The sequence below is a fragment of the Massilia sp. Masssp94 genome (genome assembly GCF_059491305.1).
Genome location: NZ_CP168501.1, coordinates 126,907 through 143,373 on the forward strand (window position 1 = coordinate 126,907; position 16,467 = coordinate 143,373).

12 protein-coding genes are annotated in these 16,467 nt (G+C 70.2%); 9 read left to right on the forward strand and 3 right to left on the reverse strand.

The window, feature by feature from the left end:
- Window positions 1-11: 11 nt before the first annotated feature.
- Window positions 12-2,720, reverse strand: a complete 2,709-nt coding sequence (locus ACEN9G_RS00545; protein ID WP_483127555.1) for a glycosyl hydrolase 115 family protein — start codon at window positions 2,718-2,720, stop codon at window positions 12-14.
- A gap of 154 nt (window positions 2,721-2,874) precedes the next feature.
- Between ACEN9G_RS00545 and galB the strand changes: the two genes are divergently transcribed.
- The 9 genes from galB (at window position 2,875) to ACEN9G_RS00590 (ending at window position 14,893) form a co-directional block, all read left to right on the forward strand.
- Entirely contained in the window at window positions 2,875-5,649 is a 2,775-nt protein-coding gene (gene galB / locus ACEN9G_RS00550; protein ID WP_483127556.1) for a beta-galactosidase GalB, read from the forward strand.
- 102 nt (window positions 5,650-5,751) lie between these two features.
- Window positions 5,752-6,753, forward strand: a complete 1,002-nt coding sequence (locus ACEN9G_RS00555) for an SDR family oxidoreductase (RefSeq protein WP_483127557.1) — start codon at window positions 5,752-5,754, stop codon at window positions 6,751-6,753.
- Between the two features lie 20 nt (window positions 6,754-6,773).
- A complete protein-coding gene (locus ACEN9G_RS00560) occupies window positions 6,774-8,561 on the forward strand; it encodes a thiamine pyrophosphate-requiring protein (protein WP_413345640.1) in 1,788 nt (595 codons plus the stop codon).
- Between the two features lie 140 nt (window positions 8,562-8,701).
- Window positions 8,702-9,457 carry a hypothetical protein gene (locus tag ACEN9G_RS00565; protein WP_495605572.1) on the forward strand — a complete coding sequence of 252 codons (756 nt, stop codon included), beginning with the start codon at window positions 8,702-8,704 and terminating at the stop codon, window positions 9,455-9,457.
- The gene (locus ACEN9G_RS00570; protein WP_413671483.1) at window positions 9,454-10,065 is read left to right on the forward strand and encodes a gluconate 2-dehydrogenase subunit 3 family protein; all 612 of its coding nucleotides are present in this window, start codon (window positions 9,454-9,456) and stop codon (window positions 10,063-10,065) included. The genes ACEN9G_RS00565 and ACEN9G_RS00570 overlap by 4 nt, the downstream gene beginning before the upstream one ends.
- Window positions 10,062-11,690, forward strand: coding sequence for a GMC family oxidoreductase (locus tag ACEN9G_RS00575; protein WP_413344065.1), 1,629 nt, complete (start codon window positions 10,062-10,064; stop codon window positions 11,688-11,690). Before ACEN9G_RS00570 ends, ACEN9G_RS00575 begins: the two co-directional genes overlap by 4 nt.
- 12 nt (window positions 11,691-11,702) lie before the next feature.
- On the forward strand, window positions 11,703-12,860 hold the full coding sequence (locus tag ACEN9G_RS00580) for an alpha-hydroxy acid oxidase (RefSeq protein WP_413344063.1): 1,158 nt from the start codon (window positions 11,703-11,705) through the stop codon (window positions 12,858-12,860).
- Window positions 12,861-14,045: a family 1 glycosylhydrolase gene (locus ACEN9G_RS00585; RefSeq protein ID WP_413344061.1), complete on the forward strand. Its 1,185-nt coding sequence runs from the start codon at window positions 12,861-12,863 to the stop codon at window positions 14,043-14,045.
- 53 nt (window positions 14,046-14,098) lie between these two features.
- Window positions 14,099-14,893 (forward strand): YdcF family protein, encoded by a 795-nt coding sequence (locus ACEN9G_RS00590; protein WP_413671484.1) that lies wholly within the window; start codon window positions 14,099-14,101, stop codon window positions 14,891-14,893.
- Between the two features lies 1 nt (window position 14,894).
- On the opposite strand, the gene ACEN9G_RS00595 is transcribed toward ACEN9G_RS00590, so the two are convergent.
- Window positions 14,895-16,046, reverse strand: coding sequence for a GGDEF domain-containing protein (locus ACEN9G_RS00595; RefSeq protein ID WP_413345677.1), 1,152 nt, complete (start codon window positions 16,044-16,046; stop codon window positions 14,895-14,897).
- A gap of 93 nt (window positions 16,047-16,139) precedes the next feature.
- On the reverse strand, window positions 16,140-16,466 hold the full coding sequence (locus ACEN9G_RS00600; RefSeq protein WP_413671485.1) for a cytochrome C oxidase subunit IV family protein: 327 nt from the start codon (window positions 16,464-16,466) through the stop codon (window positions 16,140-16,142).
- Window position 16,467 lies beyond the last annotated feature (1 nt).

Sequence of the window (16,467 nt, forward strand, 5' to 3'; positions counted from 1 at the left end):
CCAAGCATCATTCAATCCAGCGGCGGCATGCCGTAGTAATCCGGCGCGCCGTCCGGCACGACGTCGATCCGGTCGAGCACGACGCCGGGGTCGAGCGCGTGCACCGCCAGCGTATGCATGCCGGGCGCCAGGCGCCCCACGCGCCACGCGCGCACCGCCATGTTGGACAGCACGTCTTCCTTCCATTGCTCGCTGCGGCCGACGGTCGTGATGTCGACCACTTCCGGCGCGCCGCCGTCGAGGCTCACGGCGAAGCGCACGCGGTGCGCCGCCGTCAGCGGATGCTCGGGCACGGCGACGAGCCTGATCTGCATGTCGCCGGCGCCCGCCGTCGCGAAACGATACTGCAGCGGCGCACTGGCCGCCAGATCGGAGGCGGCGCGCGACGGCAGGTCGAGCCGCGCGCGCATCGCGCCGCCGGACGTGCCGAGGCCCGGCTGCGGCGTCCAGTCGCGCGTGGCCGCGGCGCTGCCGGCGCGCAGCACGACGATGCCGCCTTCCCCGAAGCGCACGTTCACGGCCTGCTCTCCGCATTGCAGCGACAGGGCCGGGTCGGCGCCGCCGTCGTAGCGCAGCGTAATGCGCTGCTCGTGGCCGTGCGCGGCATCGAGCATACCGCCATTCAGATCCGCCTGCACGGCGCGGGCCCCGGCCCGCACGGACCAGCGCGCATCCTGTCCGCCATAGCTCACCAGGGTCACGGTGCGCGTGGCGGGCTGGCCGCGGCGCAGCACGAGCCGTTTGCCGTCGACGGCAAACGGTGCCGGGTAGACGATGCCGCAGCCGCGCCGGGCCGATACGCTCCACGTCGGATACCCGGGCTCCGCGAACACGGGCAGGCGGCGCGGCGCGATGTCCATGATGCCGCGCCACTTGCCGCCTGCGAGGCCGTTGTACGCGGCCGCGTCGGCGACGAGCGCCGCGTGCGCCGCCTTTGCCTGGCGCGCATACAGGTTGCTGGACGGCCGCTGCTGGCGCGCGTATTCCGCCGCGAGGTCCAGTTTCAGTATGCGCGTGTTCAGGTTCGCGCTCGACCGCACCGGGTACAACACCAGTTCGAAATACGCGTCGCGCAGCGGCGCCGGGATGCGCGCGGCCAGCGCTTCGGCCCGCGCCGTCAGCGCGCGGTAGTCCGCGAGCCGCCGCTCCGCTTCGTCGCCGCCCGTGCGCACATAGGCCGTGGTGCGCACGGGACGCGTGGGTTCCGTCTGGCTCCAGCCCATGAATTCGGGACGGCGTTCCCACGCGAGGCGGTAGTACTCGCGCAGGATGGCCGCCGTTTCCGCGGCGTGGACGCGTCCGAACTGCGCGGCGGCCCACGCTTCCAGGTGGCGCGCGGGATCCCGCTGCAGGACGTCCGCGTCGAACGCCGCGTCGAGGAAGTACTGCGTGAGGTATTCGGCCGGCTTGATGTCGCCCACGTTCAGCACCCACAGGCGGCGCGCACCGGTCGCCCATGCGCGCTCCAGCTGGTCGCGGATCAGTGATGGATGCGTCGTGGCCAGCCACAGGTAGTCGTGCGGCCGGCCCCAGTACGACACGTGGTAATAGATGCCCTGCCCGCCCGCGCGCCGGCCCTCCCTGTCCGTGCCCAGTTGCGCGAGATAGCCGTAGTTATCGTCCGGCCACACGAGCGTCACGTCGTCGGGCACGGCGAGGCCGAGGTTCCAGTAATCCAGCACTTCCTTGTACATCGTGAAGGCTTGCGGGATGCGCGCGGGCGGCTTGCCCTGCGCTTCGCCCAGCATCGCGCGCTGGACCTTGAACACGTCCTGCAACGTGTCGCGCGCCTGTTCGGGACTGGCCGCGCCCTCCATCGCGGAATCATGCACGCCGCGCAGGCCCAGCGACGTCATCGTCTCCATGCCTTTGACTTCGTCGATGCGCGTGCGCCAGTAGTCGACGAGGCGGTCGCGGTTGCGGAACCAGTCGAACGGGCCGCCGTTCCATTCGCGCACGTTATTGCGCATCATCGGCTCCGCATGCGACGTGCCGACGATGATCGCGTAATCGTCGGCCATCCGCGCATTGCCCGCGACCTCGTAGAACGGCCGCGTCGATTCGTGCATCGCGGGCCACACGAGGTTCGCCTTCAGGCGCCACAGCAGCTCGAACACGCGCGCGTACGTCGCCGGACCGATGTCGTGGGCCGGATCGAACGTTTTGGCCGCCCACGGCTGCAGCCCCCAGTCCTCGTCGTTGATGAAGATGCCGCGGTACGCCACCGCCGGCGCGTGCGACAGACGCGGCGCGCCGTCGACGGCCGGGCGGTCCAGGTGCGCCGGCGCGACGTCGGCCCACCATTCCCACGCCGAAACGCCCAGCTCGCGCGACAGGTCGACGACGCCGTACACCGCGCCGCGCCGGTCCGATCCCGCCACGAGCAGCAGCGCGCGGCCGCCCGCCTCGCCCGCCACGCGCAGGTAGCGCTCGGACTGGCCGGCCAGCGGCGCGAGGTCCGCGCCCAGCGCCCGCGCCGCCTCCTGCACGAGAGCCGAATCCGCCGTGCCCACGACGACGCAGCGGCGCGGACAATCCTGCAATCGCGTGGCCAGCGCCGGCGCCGTGCCGCTCACGCGTTCGAGGTCGCGCGCGAGCATGCCGGCCGCGAGCCGCATCGTGGGCTGGCCGGCGTGGACGATGGTGGTGTCGTTGAGCTCGAACGGCTGGGCGCGAACGAGGCTGGCGGTAAAAGTCAGGATGAGGGCGAGGCGGCGCATGGGCGGACATGGTAGTGCGGCGCCGCCGGCGAAACAATCAGAAAATTGATCATTTGCATTTGACCAGCCGGGCCTTCACGCATACACTTCGAATGGTTGCGCTACCATTTTAAATGTTATAACAAGATGCGCAGCTGCCTACCAGGAGGAGACTGTGCAACACACGCATCGCAAGGCCGCACGCCGGCTCGTATCCACGCTCGGCATCACCCTTGCCGCCACCCTGCTTCCCGCCATGTCGCCGCTCGCCGTCCAGGCCCAGGCGGCCGACCGCCTCGCGCCGCGCCAGCGCATCCTGCTGGACGATGGCTGGCGTTTCCACGCCGGCGACCCGGACGGCGGCTCCGCCCCGTACCTGTACGACGTCCGGCCGGAAGTGACCGCGTCGGCGGACGGCAAGGTGGCCGACGCCCGGCCCGAGGAAGCGGCCCGGGTCGCGCGCGCGGACACGCCCGTGCTGAAGCCCTGGATCCTCCCGAGCGGCAATGCATTCATCCGCGATCCGGCCCGCCGCTACCGGCGTCCGGCAACGGAACCGGCCGTCGACGCACCGTTCGCCAAACTGGCATTCGACGACAGCGGCTGGCGCACCGTCACCCTGCCGCACGACTGGGCCATCGAAGGCCCGTTCCTGACGACGGGCCCGTACGGCGGCATGGGCCGCCTCAAGACGTGGGGTCCGGCCTGGTACCGGCGCAAACTGGACATTCCCGCCGCCGACCGCGGCAAGAAGATCTTCCTCGACGTCGACGGCGCCATGTCGTACGCGAGCGTGTGGGTCAACGGCCACCTCGCGGGCGGCTGGCCCTATGGCTACAACTCGTTCCGCATCGACCTGACGCCGTGGCTGCGGCCGGGCGGCGCGAACCAGCTCGCGATCCGGCTCGACAACCCGCCGGAATCGGCGCGCTGGTACCCGGGCGCGGGCCTGTACCGCAACGTGTGGCTGACGAAGACCGCGCCCCTGCACGTGGGCCAGTGGGGCGTGACCGTGACGACGCCGGACGTGTCGGCCGAATCGGCGCGCGTCGCGTGGCAGGTGGCGCTCGACAACGAGGGCGCCGCATCGGTCGACGCGACGGTGACGACGGAGCTGTACGCATTGGACGAACGCGGACGCATCGCGGGCAAGCCGGTGGCGACCGCCGTCTCGGCACCGACGACCGTCGCCGCCGGCGCGAGCGGCACGGTCAGCGGTTCGACGACCGTGAGCAAGCCGCGCCTGTGGGGCCCGCCGCCCACGCAGGTGCCGCACCGCTACGCGCTGGTGGCGACCGTGCGCCAGGACGGCCGTGTCGTCGACCGCACCGAAACGCCGTTCGGCATCCGCACCGTGCGCTTCGATCCGAACCGGGGACTCCTCGTCAACGGCGAGCACATCCCCTTGCGCGGCGTGAACAATCACCACGATCTCGGCGCGCTGGGCGCCGCGTTCAACGTGCGCGCGGCCGAGCGCCAGCTGGAGATCATGCGCGCGATGGGCGCCAACGCCGTCCGCCTGAGCCACAATCCGCCCGACCCGCAGCTGCTGGACCTAGTGGACCGCATGGGCTTCCTCGTGATGGACGAAGTGTTCGATTCGTGGGAGCGCAAGAAGACGCCGCTGGACTTCCACCTGGTCTTCCCCGACTGGCACGAGCAGGACCTGCGCGCGATGATCCGGCGCGACCGCAACCACCCGTCCATCATCATCTGGAGCATCGGCAACGAGGTCGGCGAGCAGTACACCGACAAGGCCGGCGCCGCCGTGGCGCACGAGTTGCACCGGATCGCCCGCGAGGAAGATCCGACCCGGCCGACGACGACCGCGATGAACTACGCCAAGTCGGACATGCCGCTGCCCGCGGAGGTCGACGTCATCGGCCTGAATTACCAGGGCGAAGGCATCCGCCAGGATCCGGAATTCGAAGGGACCGACCGGATCCGCACGCCGCCGCAGTACCCGCTGTTCCATGCGAAATTTCCGGATAAGATGATCCTCAGTACCGAATCCGCGTCGGCCTTCAGCAGCCGCGGCGTGTATTTGTTCCCGGTGCATCCGTCGAACAGCTCGATCGTCCGCGACGGCCGGGGCGGCGACTCGCACAGCCAGCAGGTCAGCGGCTACGAACTGTACGCCGTCGATTTCGGCGCGTCCGCCGACAAGGTGTTCGCGCAGCTCGACCGCAACCCCTACGTGGCCGGCGAATTCGTCTGGACCGGTTTCGACTACCTGGGCGAGCCGACGCCCTATTACGGCGCGCGCAGCTCGTATTCCGGCATCGTCGACCTGGCCGGCTTCCCGAAGGACCGCTATTACCTGTACCAGTCGCGCTGGCGCCCGGACCTGCCGATGGTCCACGTGCTGCCGCACTGGACGTGGCCGGACCGCGTGGGCCAGGTCACGCCCGTGCACGTGTTCACGTCGGGCGACGAGGCCGAGCTGTTCGTCAACGGCAAGTCGCAGGGCCGCCAGAAGAAGGCGCCGTACGCCTACCGCCTGCGCTGGGATGCCGTGCAGTACGAGCCGGGCGAGATCACGGTCGTCGCGTACAAGAACGGCAAGGAATGGGCGAAGGAAACCGTCAAGACGGCCGGCGCTCCCGCCGCGCTGCAGGCGCAGGCCGACCGCACGGCGCTCGCCAGCGACGGGCGCGATCTCGCCTTCGTCACCGTGCGCATCGTCGACAAGGATGGGCTGCCCGCGCCGCGCGCGCACGACCGCGTGCGCTTCACCGTCGAGGGACCGGCGGACCTCGTCGCCACCGACAACGGCGATGCGACGAGCTTCGAATCGTTCCAGGCGAAGGACAGGGCCGCGTTCAATGGCCTCGTGCTGGGCATCGTGCGGACCCGGGCGGGTGCCGGCGGCACGATCACCGTGCGCGCGGACGGTGCCGGGCTGAAGGGTGCTGTCGTGACGTTGCGCAGCCGTCCGGCAACACCGTAACATGCATTTGTTCAAGAACTTTTTCACAAACATAACGTGACGAGGCTCATCGACGGTTGGTGCTAAGCTTGCCCTGCATCGCACCATCGGAGGGCCTCGGTTATGCCGGAAGCACGCCATGAAGTCGTCGTCGTCACGGGTGCCAGCGCGGGGATCGGCCGTGCCGCGGTACAGCAATTCGCCCGCGCCGGCGCACGCATCGCGCTGATCGCGCGCGACCCGGAGCGCCTGGAAGCGGCGCGTGCGGAAGCCGAACGGCTCGGCTCGCCGCAAGCGATCGCCATCTCCGCCGACATGGCGGACCACGCTCAGGTCGAGGCCGCCGCCGAACGGGCCGAGACCGAACTGGGGCCCATCGACATCTGGATCAACAATGCGATGGCGACCGTGTTCGCGCCGTTCGCCGACATTGCGCCGGAAGACTTTCGGCGCGTCACCGACGTCACCTACCACGGCTTCGTGTGGGGCACGATGGCCGCGCTGAAACGCATGCGGCCCCGCAACCGGGGCACCATCGTGCAGGTCAGCTCGGCGCTCGCGTACCGCTCGATCCCGCTGCAATCGCCCTACTGCGGCGCCAAGCACGCGATCAAGGGTTTTACGCAGTCGATCCGCACGGAACTCGAGCATGAACGGAGCGACATCCACATCGCCGTGGTCGACATGCCGGGCGTGAACACGCCGCAGTTCGAGTGGTGCAAGACCACGCTGACGCACCATCCCAAGCCGATCGGCACGTATTACCAGCCCGAGGTCGCCGCGCGCGCCATCTACTGGGCGGCCCATGCGCGCCGGGCCGAGATCTGCGTCGGCGCGCCGACCTTGTCCACCGTGATGGCCGAGAAATTCGTCCCGCGCCTGCTCGACCGGTACCTGGCCCGCAAGGGCGTGGCGGGCCAGCAGGGCCGGCGGCCCATCCCGGCCGACCGGCCGGACAACCTGTGGCGGCCCGTGCCCGGACCGTACGCGGCGCACGGCACCTTCGACGACGGCGCGAGCACGCGCAGCATGCAGCTGTGGGCGACGACGCACCGCGCGTGGCTGCTGGCCGGCATCGGCGCCGCCGGCGTGGCACTGGGCCTGAGGCAGTTGCGCAGACACTGAACACTTAACGAGGACACGACATGAGCAAATCCGTAGGCGACTTCTTCGTCGAACGCCTGTATGAATGGGGCGTCCGTACCATCTTCGGCTATCCCGGCGACGGCATCAACGGCGTGCTGGGCGCGCTGGACCGCGCGGAAGGCAAGATCCAGTTCATCCAGGTGCGGCACGAGGAAATGGCCGCGTTCATGGCCGCCGCGCACGCCAAGTTCACGGGCGAGCCGGGCGTGTGCCTGTCGACGGGCGGCCCCGGCGCGGCCCACCTCGTGACGGGCCTGTACGACGCCAAGTGCGACCACGTGCCGGTACTCGCCATCTGCGGCCAGGCGCCGACGACCGCGCGCGGCGCGCACTACCAGCAGGAGCTGAACCTGGACCGCCTGTTCCAGGACGTGGCGGATTACGTGTACGAGGCGAGCCAGCCGTCGCAGGTGCGCCACCTGCTCGACCGCGCCATGCGCACGGCGCTGGGCCGCAACGGCGTCAGCGTCCTCGTACTGCCGAACGACCTGCAGGAAAAGCCGTACGAAGACCCGCCGCGCAAGCACGGCTCGGTGTTCTCCGGCATCGGCTACACGAAGCCGCGCGTCGTTCCGTACGAGGCCGATCTCGTACGCGCGGCCGACGTGCTGAACGCGGGCAGCAAGGTCGCGATCCTCGTCGGCGCCGGCGCGCTGCAGGCGACCGACGAAGTCATCGCCGTGGCCGAGCGCCTGAAGGCCGGCTGCGCCAAGGCCCTGCTGGGCAAGGCCGCCCTGCCCGACCACCTGCCGTGGGTGACGGGCTCCATCGGCATCCTCGGCACGAAGGCCAGCTGGGAGATGATGAACGACTGCGACACCCTGCTGCTGGTCGGCACCGGCTTCCCGTACGCGGAATTCCTGCCGAAGGAAGGCAAGGCGCGCGCGGTGCAGATCGACATCGACCCGACGATGCTGAGCATACGCTTCCCGGCCGAGGTCAACCTGCACGGCGACAGCGCCGAGACCCTGCGCCTGCTGCTGCCGCTGCTGAAGGAAAAGACCGACACCGACTGGCGCGCGAAGGTCGAAAAGGAAGTGCGCGAGTCGTACCAGACGCTGGAAGAACGGGCACTGGCATCCGCGAACCCGATCAATCCGCAGCGCGTGTGCTACGAGCTGTCGCCGCTGCTGGCGCGCGACGCGATCGTCACGAGCGATTCCGGTTCCTGCGCGAACTGGTATGCGCGCGACCTCAAGGTGCAGCGGGGCCAGATGTATTCGCTGTCCGGCGGCCTCGCGTCGATGGGCGCGGCCGTGCCGTATGCGATCGCCGCCAAGTTCGCGCACCCGGACCGCCCCGTGATCGCGCTCGTCGGCGACGGCGCCATGCAGATGAATAACATGGCGGAGCTGATCACCGTGGCGAAGTACTGGAAGCGGTGGAAGGACCCGCGCTGGATCGTGTGCGTCTTCAACAACCAGGACCTGAACCAGGTGACGTGGGAACAGCGCGTCATGGAAGGCAATCCGAAATTCGAGGCGACGCAGCGGATCCCCGACGTCCCGTACCACCGCTTCGGCGAGTTGATCGGCCTGAAGGGCATCTTCTGCAACGATCCCGACCGGGTGGGCGAAGCGTGGCGCGAGGCGCTGGCGGCGGACCGTCCCGTCGTCCTCGAATTCAAGACGGACCCGGAAGTGCCGCCGCTGCCGTCGCACATCACGCTGGAGCAGGCCAGGCACTTCATGACGACGATCGCCAAGGGCGACCCGAGCGAAGGCTCGATGCTGGCCGGCGTGGCGAAGCAGGTGCTCAGCACCATCCTCCCCGGAGACAGGAAGTGAACACGGTGGCGCCCGCCCACGCGCGCTCCACGGCGCGTGCGCTCGGCGCCGCCACCCTCGGCCTGGCGCTGGGCGCATTGCTGCTGCAACGGCGACGGGCCGCGCCGCCTCCGCCCGCACCTGACCGGACCGCCCACCGCTTGTACCAGGCCGCCGCGCTGCTGGCCGCGTCCGTGCTGAGCGACAGCGCGCTGGAACACTACCGCGGCGGCTTCGAGAATCCCGGCATGTTCGCGCCGCTCGCCAGCGCGGCCGTCGTGCTGGGCTGTGCGCTGCGCGCGAAGCCCTCTTCCGCACCGTATGCGACTGCCTGCGCCATCGGCACGGCGGGTCTCGGCTTCCACGCGTACAACGTGCTGCGCCGGCCCGGCGGGCTGTCGTGGGCGAATCTGTTCTATGCGGCGCCCCTCGGCGCGCCGGCCGCGCTCACGCTGGCCGGCGTGCTGGGTCTCGCCGCCCGTCCCGTCGCCGCCGGCGCGCCCACGCTCGCCGGCCTGCCGTCCGGCCGCGCGCTGTGCGGCCTTGCCGCATTCGGCCTCACCGGCACGAGCGCGGAAGCGGCGCTGCTGCACTTCCGGGGCGCGTTCCAGCATCCCGCCATGTGGCTGCCGGTCAGCGTGCCGCCCGCGGCGGCCGTGCTGCTGGCCGGCGCGGCGCTGCCGGGCCGGCCAGGCCCGCGCCGCCGGACGGATGCGCTGCTGAAGGCGTGCACGTGGCTGGGCGCACTGGGGATGGTTTTCCACGCCCGCGGCATCGCAAGGCAGATGGGCGGCTGGCGCAACTGGAGCCAGAACCTGCTTGCCGGCCCGCCGCTGCCGGCGCCGCCCAGCTTTTCCGCGCTAGCACACGCAGGCCGCGCCGCGCTGGCGCTGCGTGCGGCGCAGGAGCGGCCATGAACGAGGACGCGCCCACGCCGCGCTTTCCCGGCTACGACGTGCTGGCCAGGTGGGACAGCCCGTCGTTCGACGGCATCACCCGCCGGACGCTCGCGGCCCGGCTGGACGAGGTGCCGCCCCGGCGCTGGCTGACGCAGGACGAGTGGGACCTGCTGGACGCGATCCACGCGCGCCTGCTGCCCCAGCCCGACCGCGCGCACCCCATCCCGATCACGCCGTGGATCGACGCCATGCTGCACGACGACCGCGGCGAAGGCTTCCGCCATCCGGACATGCCCCCGCTGCGCGCCGCCTGGCGCCAGGGCCTGGCCGCCGTCGACGACGAGGCGCGCCGGCTGCACGACCGCCCGTTCGTCCGGCTCGACGCGGACGCGCAGGACGCGCTCCTGCATGCCCTCGAAGGCGGCCGCGCCATGTCTCCCCGCTGGCAGGGTCTCGACGCGCAGCGCTTCTTCATCCATCACCTGCTCAAGACGGCGGCCGGCTTTTATTACGCGCATCCCCGCGCCTGGAACGAGATCGGCTTCGGCGGGCCGGCGAACCCCCGCGGGTACGTGCGCCTCGGGTTCGACAGCCGCGACCCGTGGGAAGCGAAGGAGGCGCGGTGACCGCGCCGCGGACTGGCGGCGGCCGCGCCCCCGACGTATTCAAGCGCGGGGGCTGGGTGAGCATGCGCGAATACGGCGACGACGAGGTGGTGGACTTCGCCATCGTCGGCGCCGGCGCGGGCGGCGCCACGCTCGCGTGCAAGCTGGCGGAGGCCGGCTTTTCCGTCGTCGTGCTGGAAGCGGGCCCGTTCTGGCGCCCGCTGGAGGATTTCGCGTCGGACGAGGAAGCGCAACAACAGCTGTACTGGCTGGAAGAACGGCTGTCCGGCGGCGCCGATGCACTGGCCCTCGGCGGGAACAATTCCGGCTGGGGCGTGGGCGGGTCGACCGTCCACTTCAGCATGATCTCGCTGCGCTTCCGGCCCGAGTGGTTCCGATCGCGCAGCCAACTGGGCTACGGCTTCGACTGGCCCATCACGTATGACGAACTGGCGCCCTATTACGACGAGGCGGAGCGGGCGCTGGCCGTGTCCGGCCCGGTCAACTATCCGTGGGGACCGCCGCGCCGCCGCTACCCGTACCGCGAACACGAGATGAACGCGGCGGGCCTCGTGCTCGCGCGCGGCGCGGAAAAGATGGGCATCAGGTGGTCATCCGTGCCGCTGGCGACCGTGTCGGCACCGCGCGGAAAATCGCCGCCGTGCGTGTACCGGGGCTTCTGCAACTTCGGCTGCGCGACGAATGCGAAGCAGAGCGCGCTGATCGTGTGGATTCCGCGCGCGCTGGCGGCGGGCGCGGAAGTGCGCGACCTCGCGATGGCCGGCCGCATCGAACTCGGCGCCGACGGCCGCGCGGCGGGCGTGCACTATCGCCGCAACGACGCCTGGCGCTTCCAGCGCGCGCGCAACGTCGTCGTCTCGGGTTATGCGATCGAGACGCCGCGCCTGCTGCTGAATTCCGCGTGCGGCCGCTTCCCGCAAGGCCTCGCGAACGGCTCGGGCCTCGTCGGCACGCACCTGACGACGCACGCAGGCCCCGGCGTGTGGGCCCGGTTCGACGAAGCCATCCGCTGGTACAAGGGCCCGCCCAACATGGCCGTGTGCGAGCACTGGAATTACACGGACGCGGGCAAGGATTTCCATGGCGGCTATGCGTTCATGAGCCAGGGCCCGCTGCCGCGCGCGTGGGCCCAGCTGCTCGTGACGGAACGGCATCTATGGGGCATGGCGCTGCGCCGCGAGATGGCGGACTACAACCACATGGCGGGCCTCGTCGCGGTCGCCGAGACGGAGCCGCGCGCGTGCAACCGCGTGGCACTGGCGGATGTGCGCGACCGCCACGGCCTGCCCGTCGCGCACGTGACGTTCGAATATTCCGCCAACGACCGCCGCATGCAGGACCACGCGCGCCGCTTCATGGGCGAGATGCTGGCGGCGGCCGGCGGCAAGGACACCTGGACGAGCGACGACACGAGCCACATCCTCGGCACGTGCCGGATGGGCGGCGACCGGGAGACGAGCGTCGTGGATGCGGACGGCCGCAGCTGGGACGTGCCGAACCTGTGGATCTGCGACGGCTCGCTGTTCCCGACGGCGGGCGGCGTGAATCCGTCGCTGACGATCCAGGCCCTCGCCTGCCGCATGGGCGCGCGCATCCGGGCGCTCGCGGCGCGCGGGGAATTGTAGGAAGGACCGGACATGAGCAAGGTAGCCAGCATCTTCGACCTCGAATGCCTCGCGCGCGAACGCCTGCCCGGCGTCGTGTTCGACTACATCCACGGCGGCAGCGAACAGCAGCTGACCGTGCGGCGCAACCTGGACGACATGCGCGCGCTCGCGCTGCGCCAGCACAGCCTGCGCGACGTGTCGCACCGCGACACCGGCGTCACGATGGCGGGCGACCCCGCGCGCATCCCGCTTGCCCTCGGCCCGACGGGCCTCGCGGGCCTCACGTGGGCCAATGGCGAATGCGAGGCGGCGCGCGCGGCGGTGGACTTCGGCGTGCCGTTCTGCCTGTCGACGTGCTCCATCAATTCCATCGAGGACGTGGCGGAGGCGATCAATCAACCGTTCTGGTTCCAGCTGTACCTGATGAAGGACCACAAGGTCAACGAAAGCCTGATGCGCCGCGCCCACGATGCAAATTGCTCGGCGCTCGTGCTGACCATCGACCTGCACACGCAGGGCAAGCGCTGGGCCGACGAAAAGCACGGCCTCGCGGTGCCGCCGCGCCTGACGCCGGCGAACATCATGCAGATGGTGGGCCACCCGCGCTGGCTCGCGAACATGGCGGGCAGCAAGCGCCATACGTTCGGCAATTTCGAGCACGAGATCAAGGAGGCCGGCTCCATCGGCTCGCTGTCGAAGTGGATCGAGGAGCAGTTCGATCCTTCGTTCGACGTGAACACGGCGCGCTGGGTGCGCGAGAAATGGCAGAGGAAGCTGATCCTGAAAGGCGTGATGAATCCGGACGACGCGCGCACCGCCATCGACATCGGCGCGGACGCCATCATCGTGTCGAACCACGGCGGGCGCCAGCTGGACGGCGCGCCGTCGTCGATCTCCGTGCTGCCGGAAATCGTCGATGCCGTGGGCGACCGCATCGAAGTCCTGTTCGACGGCGGCATCCGCACGGGCGGCGACATCGTCAAGGCGATCGGCCTCGGCGCCCACGCCTGCCTGTCCGGGCGCGCGTGGCTGTACGGCCTGGCCGCGCGCGGGCGCGAAGGCGTCGCGTGCGCCCTCACCCTGCTGGAACAGGAACTGCAGGACTGCATGCTGCTCACGGGCCTCGACAACCTGCAGCGCATCGAGCCGGGCGTCGTCACCGCGCAGCCGCCGCTGGGGAGGCGCTGAATGCTGCCGTTCATGTTCGCCACCGGAATCGAGAACAGCGCACCGACGATAGCCGATGGCCGCATCCGCCGCGACCAGATGGAAGAATGCGGCCACTACCGGCTGTGGCAGACGGACTTCGCGCTGGTGGCGCACCTGGGCGTCCGCACCCTGCGCTACGGCGTGCCGCTGCACCGCACGTGGCTGGGGCCGGACCGCTACGACTGGGCATTCGCGGACCAGGCGTTCGGGACACTCCAGCGGCTCGGCATCGACCCCGTCGCCGACCTGTGCCACTTCTGCGTGCCGGACTGGGTCGGCAACTTCCAGAACCCGGATTTCCCGGCGCTGTTCCAGGGCTATGCCCGGGCCTTCGCGACGCGCTATCCGTGGATCCGGCTGTACACGCCCGTCAACGAAATGTACGTGTGCGCGAAATTCTCCGCGCTGTTCGGGTGGTGGAACGAGCAGGCGCGCGATTTCCGGTCGTACGTGACGGCGCTGAAGCACCTGGCCCGCGCCAACGTGCTGGCGATGCACGAGATCGTGACGCTGCGCCCCGACGCCGTGTTCATCCAGAGCGAATCGAGCGAATACTTCCACGCGACGCATCCCGGCGCCGTCGCGGAAGCCGAACGGCGCAACCGGCTGCGCTTCCTGTCGCTCGACTTCAACTACGGCCGCCCGCTCGAGCCGGTACAGCGCGAGTTCGTGCTGGCGCACGGCATGACACCGGACGAATGCCGCTTCTTCGAAGACCACGCGCTGCGCGACCGCTGCATCCTCGGCACCGATTACTACATGACGAACGAACACGACGTCGAACCGGACGGCACGGCGCGCGATGCGGGCGAAACACTTGGGTACGCGATGATCGCGCAGGAATACGCACAGCGCTACGGCCTGCCGCTGATGCACACGGAAACGAACCTCGACCAGGGCCCGCGCGGCGACGAAGCGCGCGAGTGGCTGCGCTGCCAGTGGGCCCACGTGCGCGGTCTGATGCGGAGCGGCGTGCGGGTCGTCGGCTTCACGTGGTATTCGCTGACCGACCAGGTCGACTGGCACTTCGAACTGCGCGAAGACCGCGGCATCGTCAATCCGCGCGGGCTGTACGACCTGGACCGCCGCATCCGGCCCGTCGGGACGGCGTACCGCGACCTGATCGCGGCCTGGGATGGGCGTACTGGCGCAATGCAGGCTTGACGCGGCGGCCCGGCTGCGGTCTACTCCGGGCGCCACCATCACGCCCACGATCCATGACCTTCGCACCGCTGCTCGACATCGTCAACCTGATCCCGCGCGGCCTGATCCTGCCGCCCGCCAGCCTGTTCCTCGTCATCGTCATCGGCCTCGTGCTGTGGCGCCGCCGGCCGCGCGCCGGCCGCGTCGTCGCCGGCACCGGGTTCGCGCTGCTGGCATTCCTGTCGACGACGGGCGGCGCCACTCTCCTCGTCGCGCCGCTGGAGCGGTTGACGACCCCGCTGCAGGAACCCGAACGTGCCGGCGCCCAGGCCATCGTCGTGCTGGCGGCAGGCCGCGTGCGGCATGCCCCCGAATACGGGGACCGCGACATCCCCGACTACGTCGCCCTCGCGCGCCTGCGCTACGCGGCGCACCTGCAGCGCGAGACGGGACTGCCCATCCTCGTCAGCGGCGGCAACGGCGGCGTCGACAAGGGCAACCCCGGCGGCTCGGAAGCCGACAGCATGGCCGCCGCCCTGCGCGAAGACTTCGGCGTGCCGGTGAAGTGGCTCGAGGACCGCTCCGGCGACACGGCGGAGAACGCGGCCTTCAGCGCCGCCATCCTGCGCGCGCACGGCATCCACCGGATCCTGCTCGTCACCGACGCGATGCACATGCCGCGCGCCAGCGCCGTGTTCGCGCGCGCCGGGCTGGACGTCGTCAGCGCGCCCACGATGTTCTTCGGCCGCCAGCCGCTGTCGATCCACGCCTGGGTGCCCAGCGCCGAGGGCATGCGCCGGTCGTGGTATGCGACGTACGAGTGGATCGGCCTCGCCTGGTACCGCGTGCGCGCGGCCGGCGGCCGCTGATTCACCGTCCGGCGAGCGTCGCGCACACCCTGTTGCGCCCGCCCCGCTTGGCGGCATACAGTTGCGCATCCGCGGCGCCGATCAGCGCTTCGGACGACGCGGGCAGCACCGGCGCCTGCGCGGGCACGGACGCGATGCCGAAGCTCGCCGTCGCCTTGACGGTTGCGCCGGGCGCGTCGGCGAAGGCCGCGCGGATGCGTTCCGCGAGCGTCTGCGCGCCCGCGAGGTCCGTCTGCGGCAGCACGAGCAGGAATTCCTCGCCGCCGTAGCGGACCACGCTGTCGACCGTGTCGCGCGTGAGCGACAGCAGCAGGCCGGCGAAATCCGCCAGCACCTGGTCGCCGGCCGCGTGGCCGTAGGTGTCGTTGATGCGCTTGAAATGGTCGAGGTCGCACAGGACCACCGACAGCGGCGTGCCGTAGCGCCTCGTGCGCTCGAGCTCCGCGTTCAACAGGCCTTTTTGCAGGAAGCGGCGGTTGTAGCAGCCCGTCAGCGGATCGCGGTCGGCCAGCTGCTGCAGCTGGATCGAGGCGCGGAACTGTTCGCGCTGGGCGACGTGGAAGCGGCGCGCGGCGATATAGCCGAGCGCATTGCCCATCACGAGCAGCAGCACGAGGGTCAAGAGGTCGTCCGCCCGCAGATTGCCCTGGATGACCAGCAGCGCGGCGAACACGATGCTGGACCCGACGCCGATCGCCACCGCGTAGATGAAACGGTTGGGGATTGTGACGTAGACCGCCATCAGGATCAGTGCCTGCGACATCGCATTCCACGCCAGCACCTCCGGCTGGAACCAGCACACGACCATGAACACGGCCAGCGCGACGACGAGCAGGGTACACGCGGCCCGGATCGACACGCGCACCGACCGCGGGCGGCGGACGATGGCCGCGAAGCAGCCCAGGCCCACGAGCGCCACGACGATGCGCAGGCCCATGAGCATCCACGCGATCGCCGTGGCGCCCAGGGTGGCGAAGTCGGTGGCCGCGAACGCGACGTAGAACGCGGCCGCGAACAGCAGGCTGGCCTTCAGCTGGCGGTTCCGCTCGGGCAGGAAGTGGCGCGTGAAGCGTGACTCGCTGGCCGGGTCCGCGAACTCGGCGCGGCGGCAGTCGATGGCCAGGTTGGGACGTTGGGGATCTTGGGGCAACACGGCGGGATTCGGTGGAAGCGGGGCGAATGGCGGCAACCAGTCATTTTAATTCAAGGTAACTAAATTTGCCATACGGAAATTTACTTACATCGCTTACCGGCTCCCCAGCCGCGGCGCCACCGTCGCCGGCTGTTGCCACGGCGCCTTGAGTGCCGTGCGCGTCGTGTAATCCGTCAGCGCGAGCCCGAACAGCAGCGCGAGCGTGACGGCGCCCGCGACGGCCGCGAGCCGCAGCAGCGCGGGCGCGCGCTTCAGGCGCATGAACACGAACGCCACCAGCAATGCCTTCGCCAGCGCCACCGCGAGGCTGATCGCCGTGTTCAGCCAGCCCAGGCGCAGCAGCGCGCAGGCGGCCGTCGTGGCCAGCAGCGCCATCAGCGCGAGCCACGTGAGCACCAGCGGGCGTACGGTCCGGTCCACG

Excerpts from the sequence above, each read along its gene's own strand:
- ACEN9G_RS00545 (WP_483127555.1), bottom strand. The coding sequence starts at position 2,720 with ATGCGCCGCCTCGCCCTCATCCTGACTTTTACCGCCAGCCTCGTTCGC.
- ACEN9G_RS00555 (WP_483127557.1), top strand. The coding sequence starts at position 5,752 with ATGCCGGAAGCACGCCATGAAGTCGTCGTCGTCACGGGTGCCAGCGCG.
- ACEN9G_RS00560 (WP_413345640.1), top strand. The coding sequence starts at position 6,774 with ATGAGCAAATCCGTAGGCGACTTCTTCGTCGAACGCCTGTATGAATGG.
- ACEN9G_RS00570 (WP_413671483.1), top strand. The coding sequence starts at position 9,454 with ATGAACGAGGACGCGCCCACGCCGCGCTTTCCCGGCTACGACGTGCTG.
- ACEN9G_RS00580 (WP_413344063.1), top strand. The coding sequence starts at position 11,703 with ATGAGCAAGGTAGCCAGCATCTTCGACCTCGAATGCCTCGCGCGCGAA.
- ACEN9G_RS00585 (WP_413344061.1), top strand. The coding sequence starts at position 12,861 with ATGCTGCCGTTCATGTTCGCCACCGGAATCGAGAACAGCGCACCGACG.
- ACEN9G_RS00590 (WP_413671484.1), top strand. The coding sequence starts at position 14,099 with ATGACCTTCGCACCGCTGCTCGACATCGTCAACCTGATCCCGCGCGGC.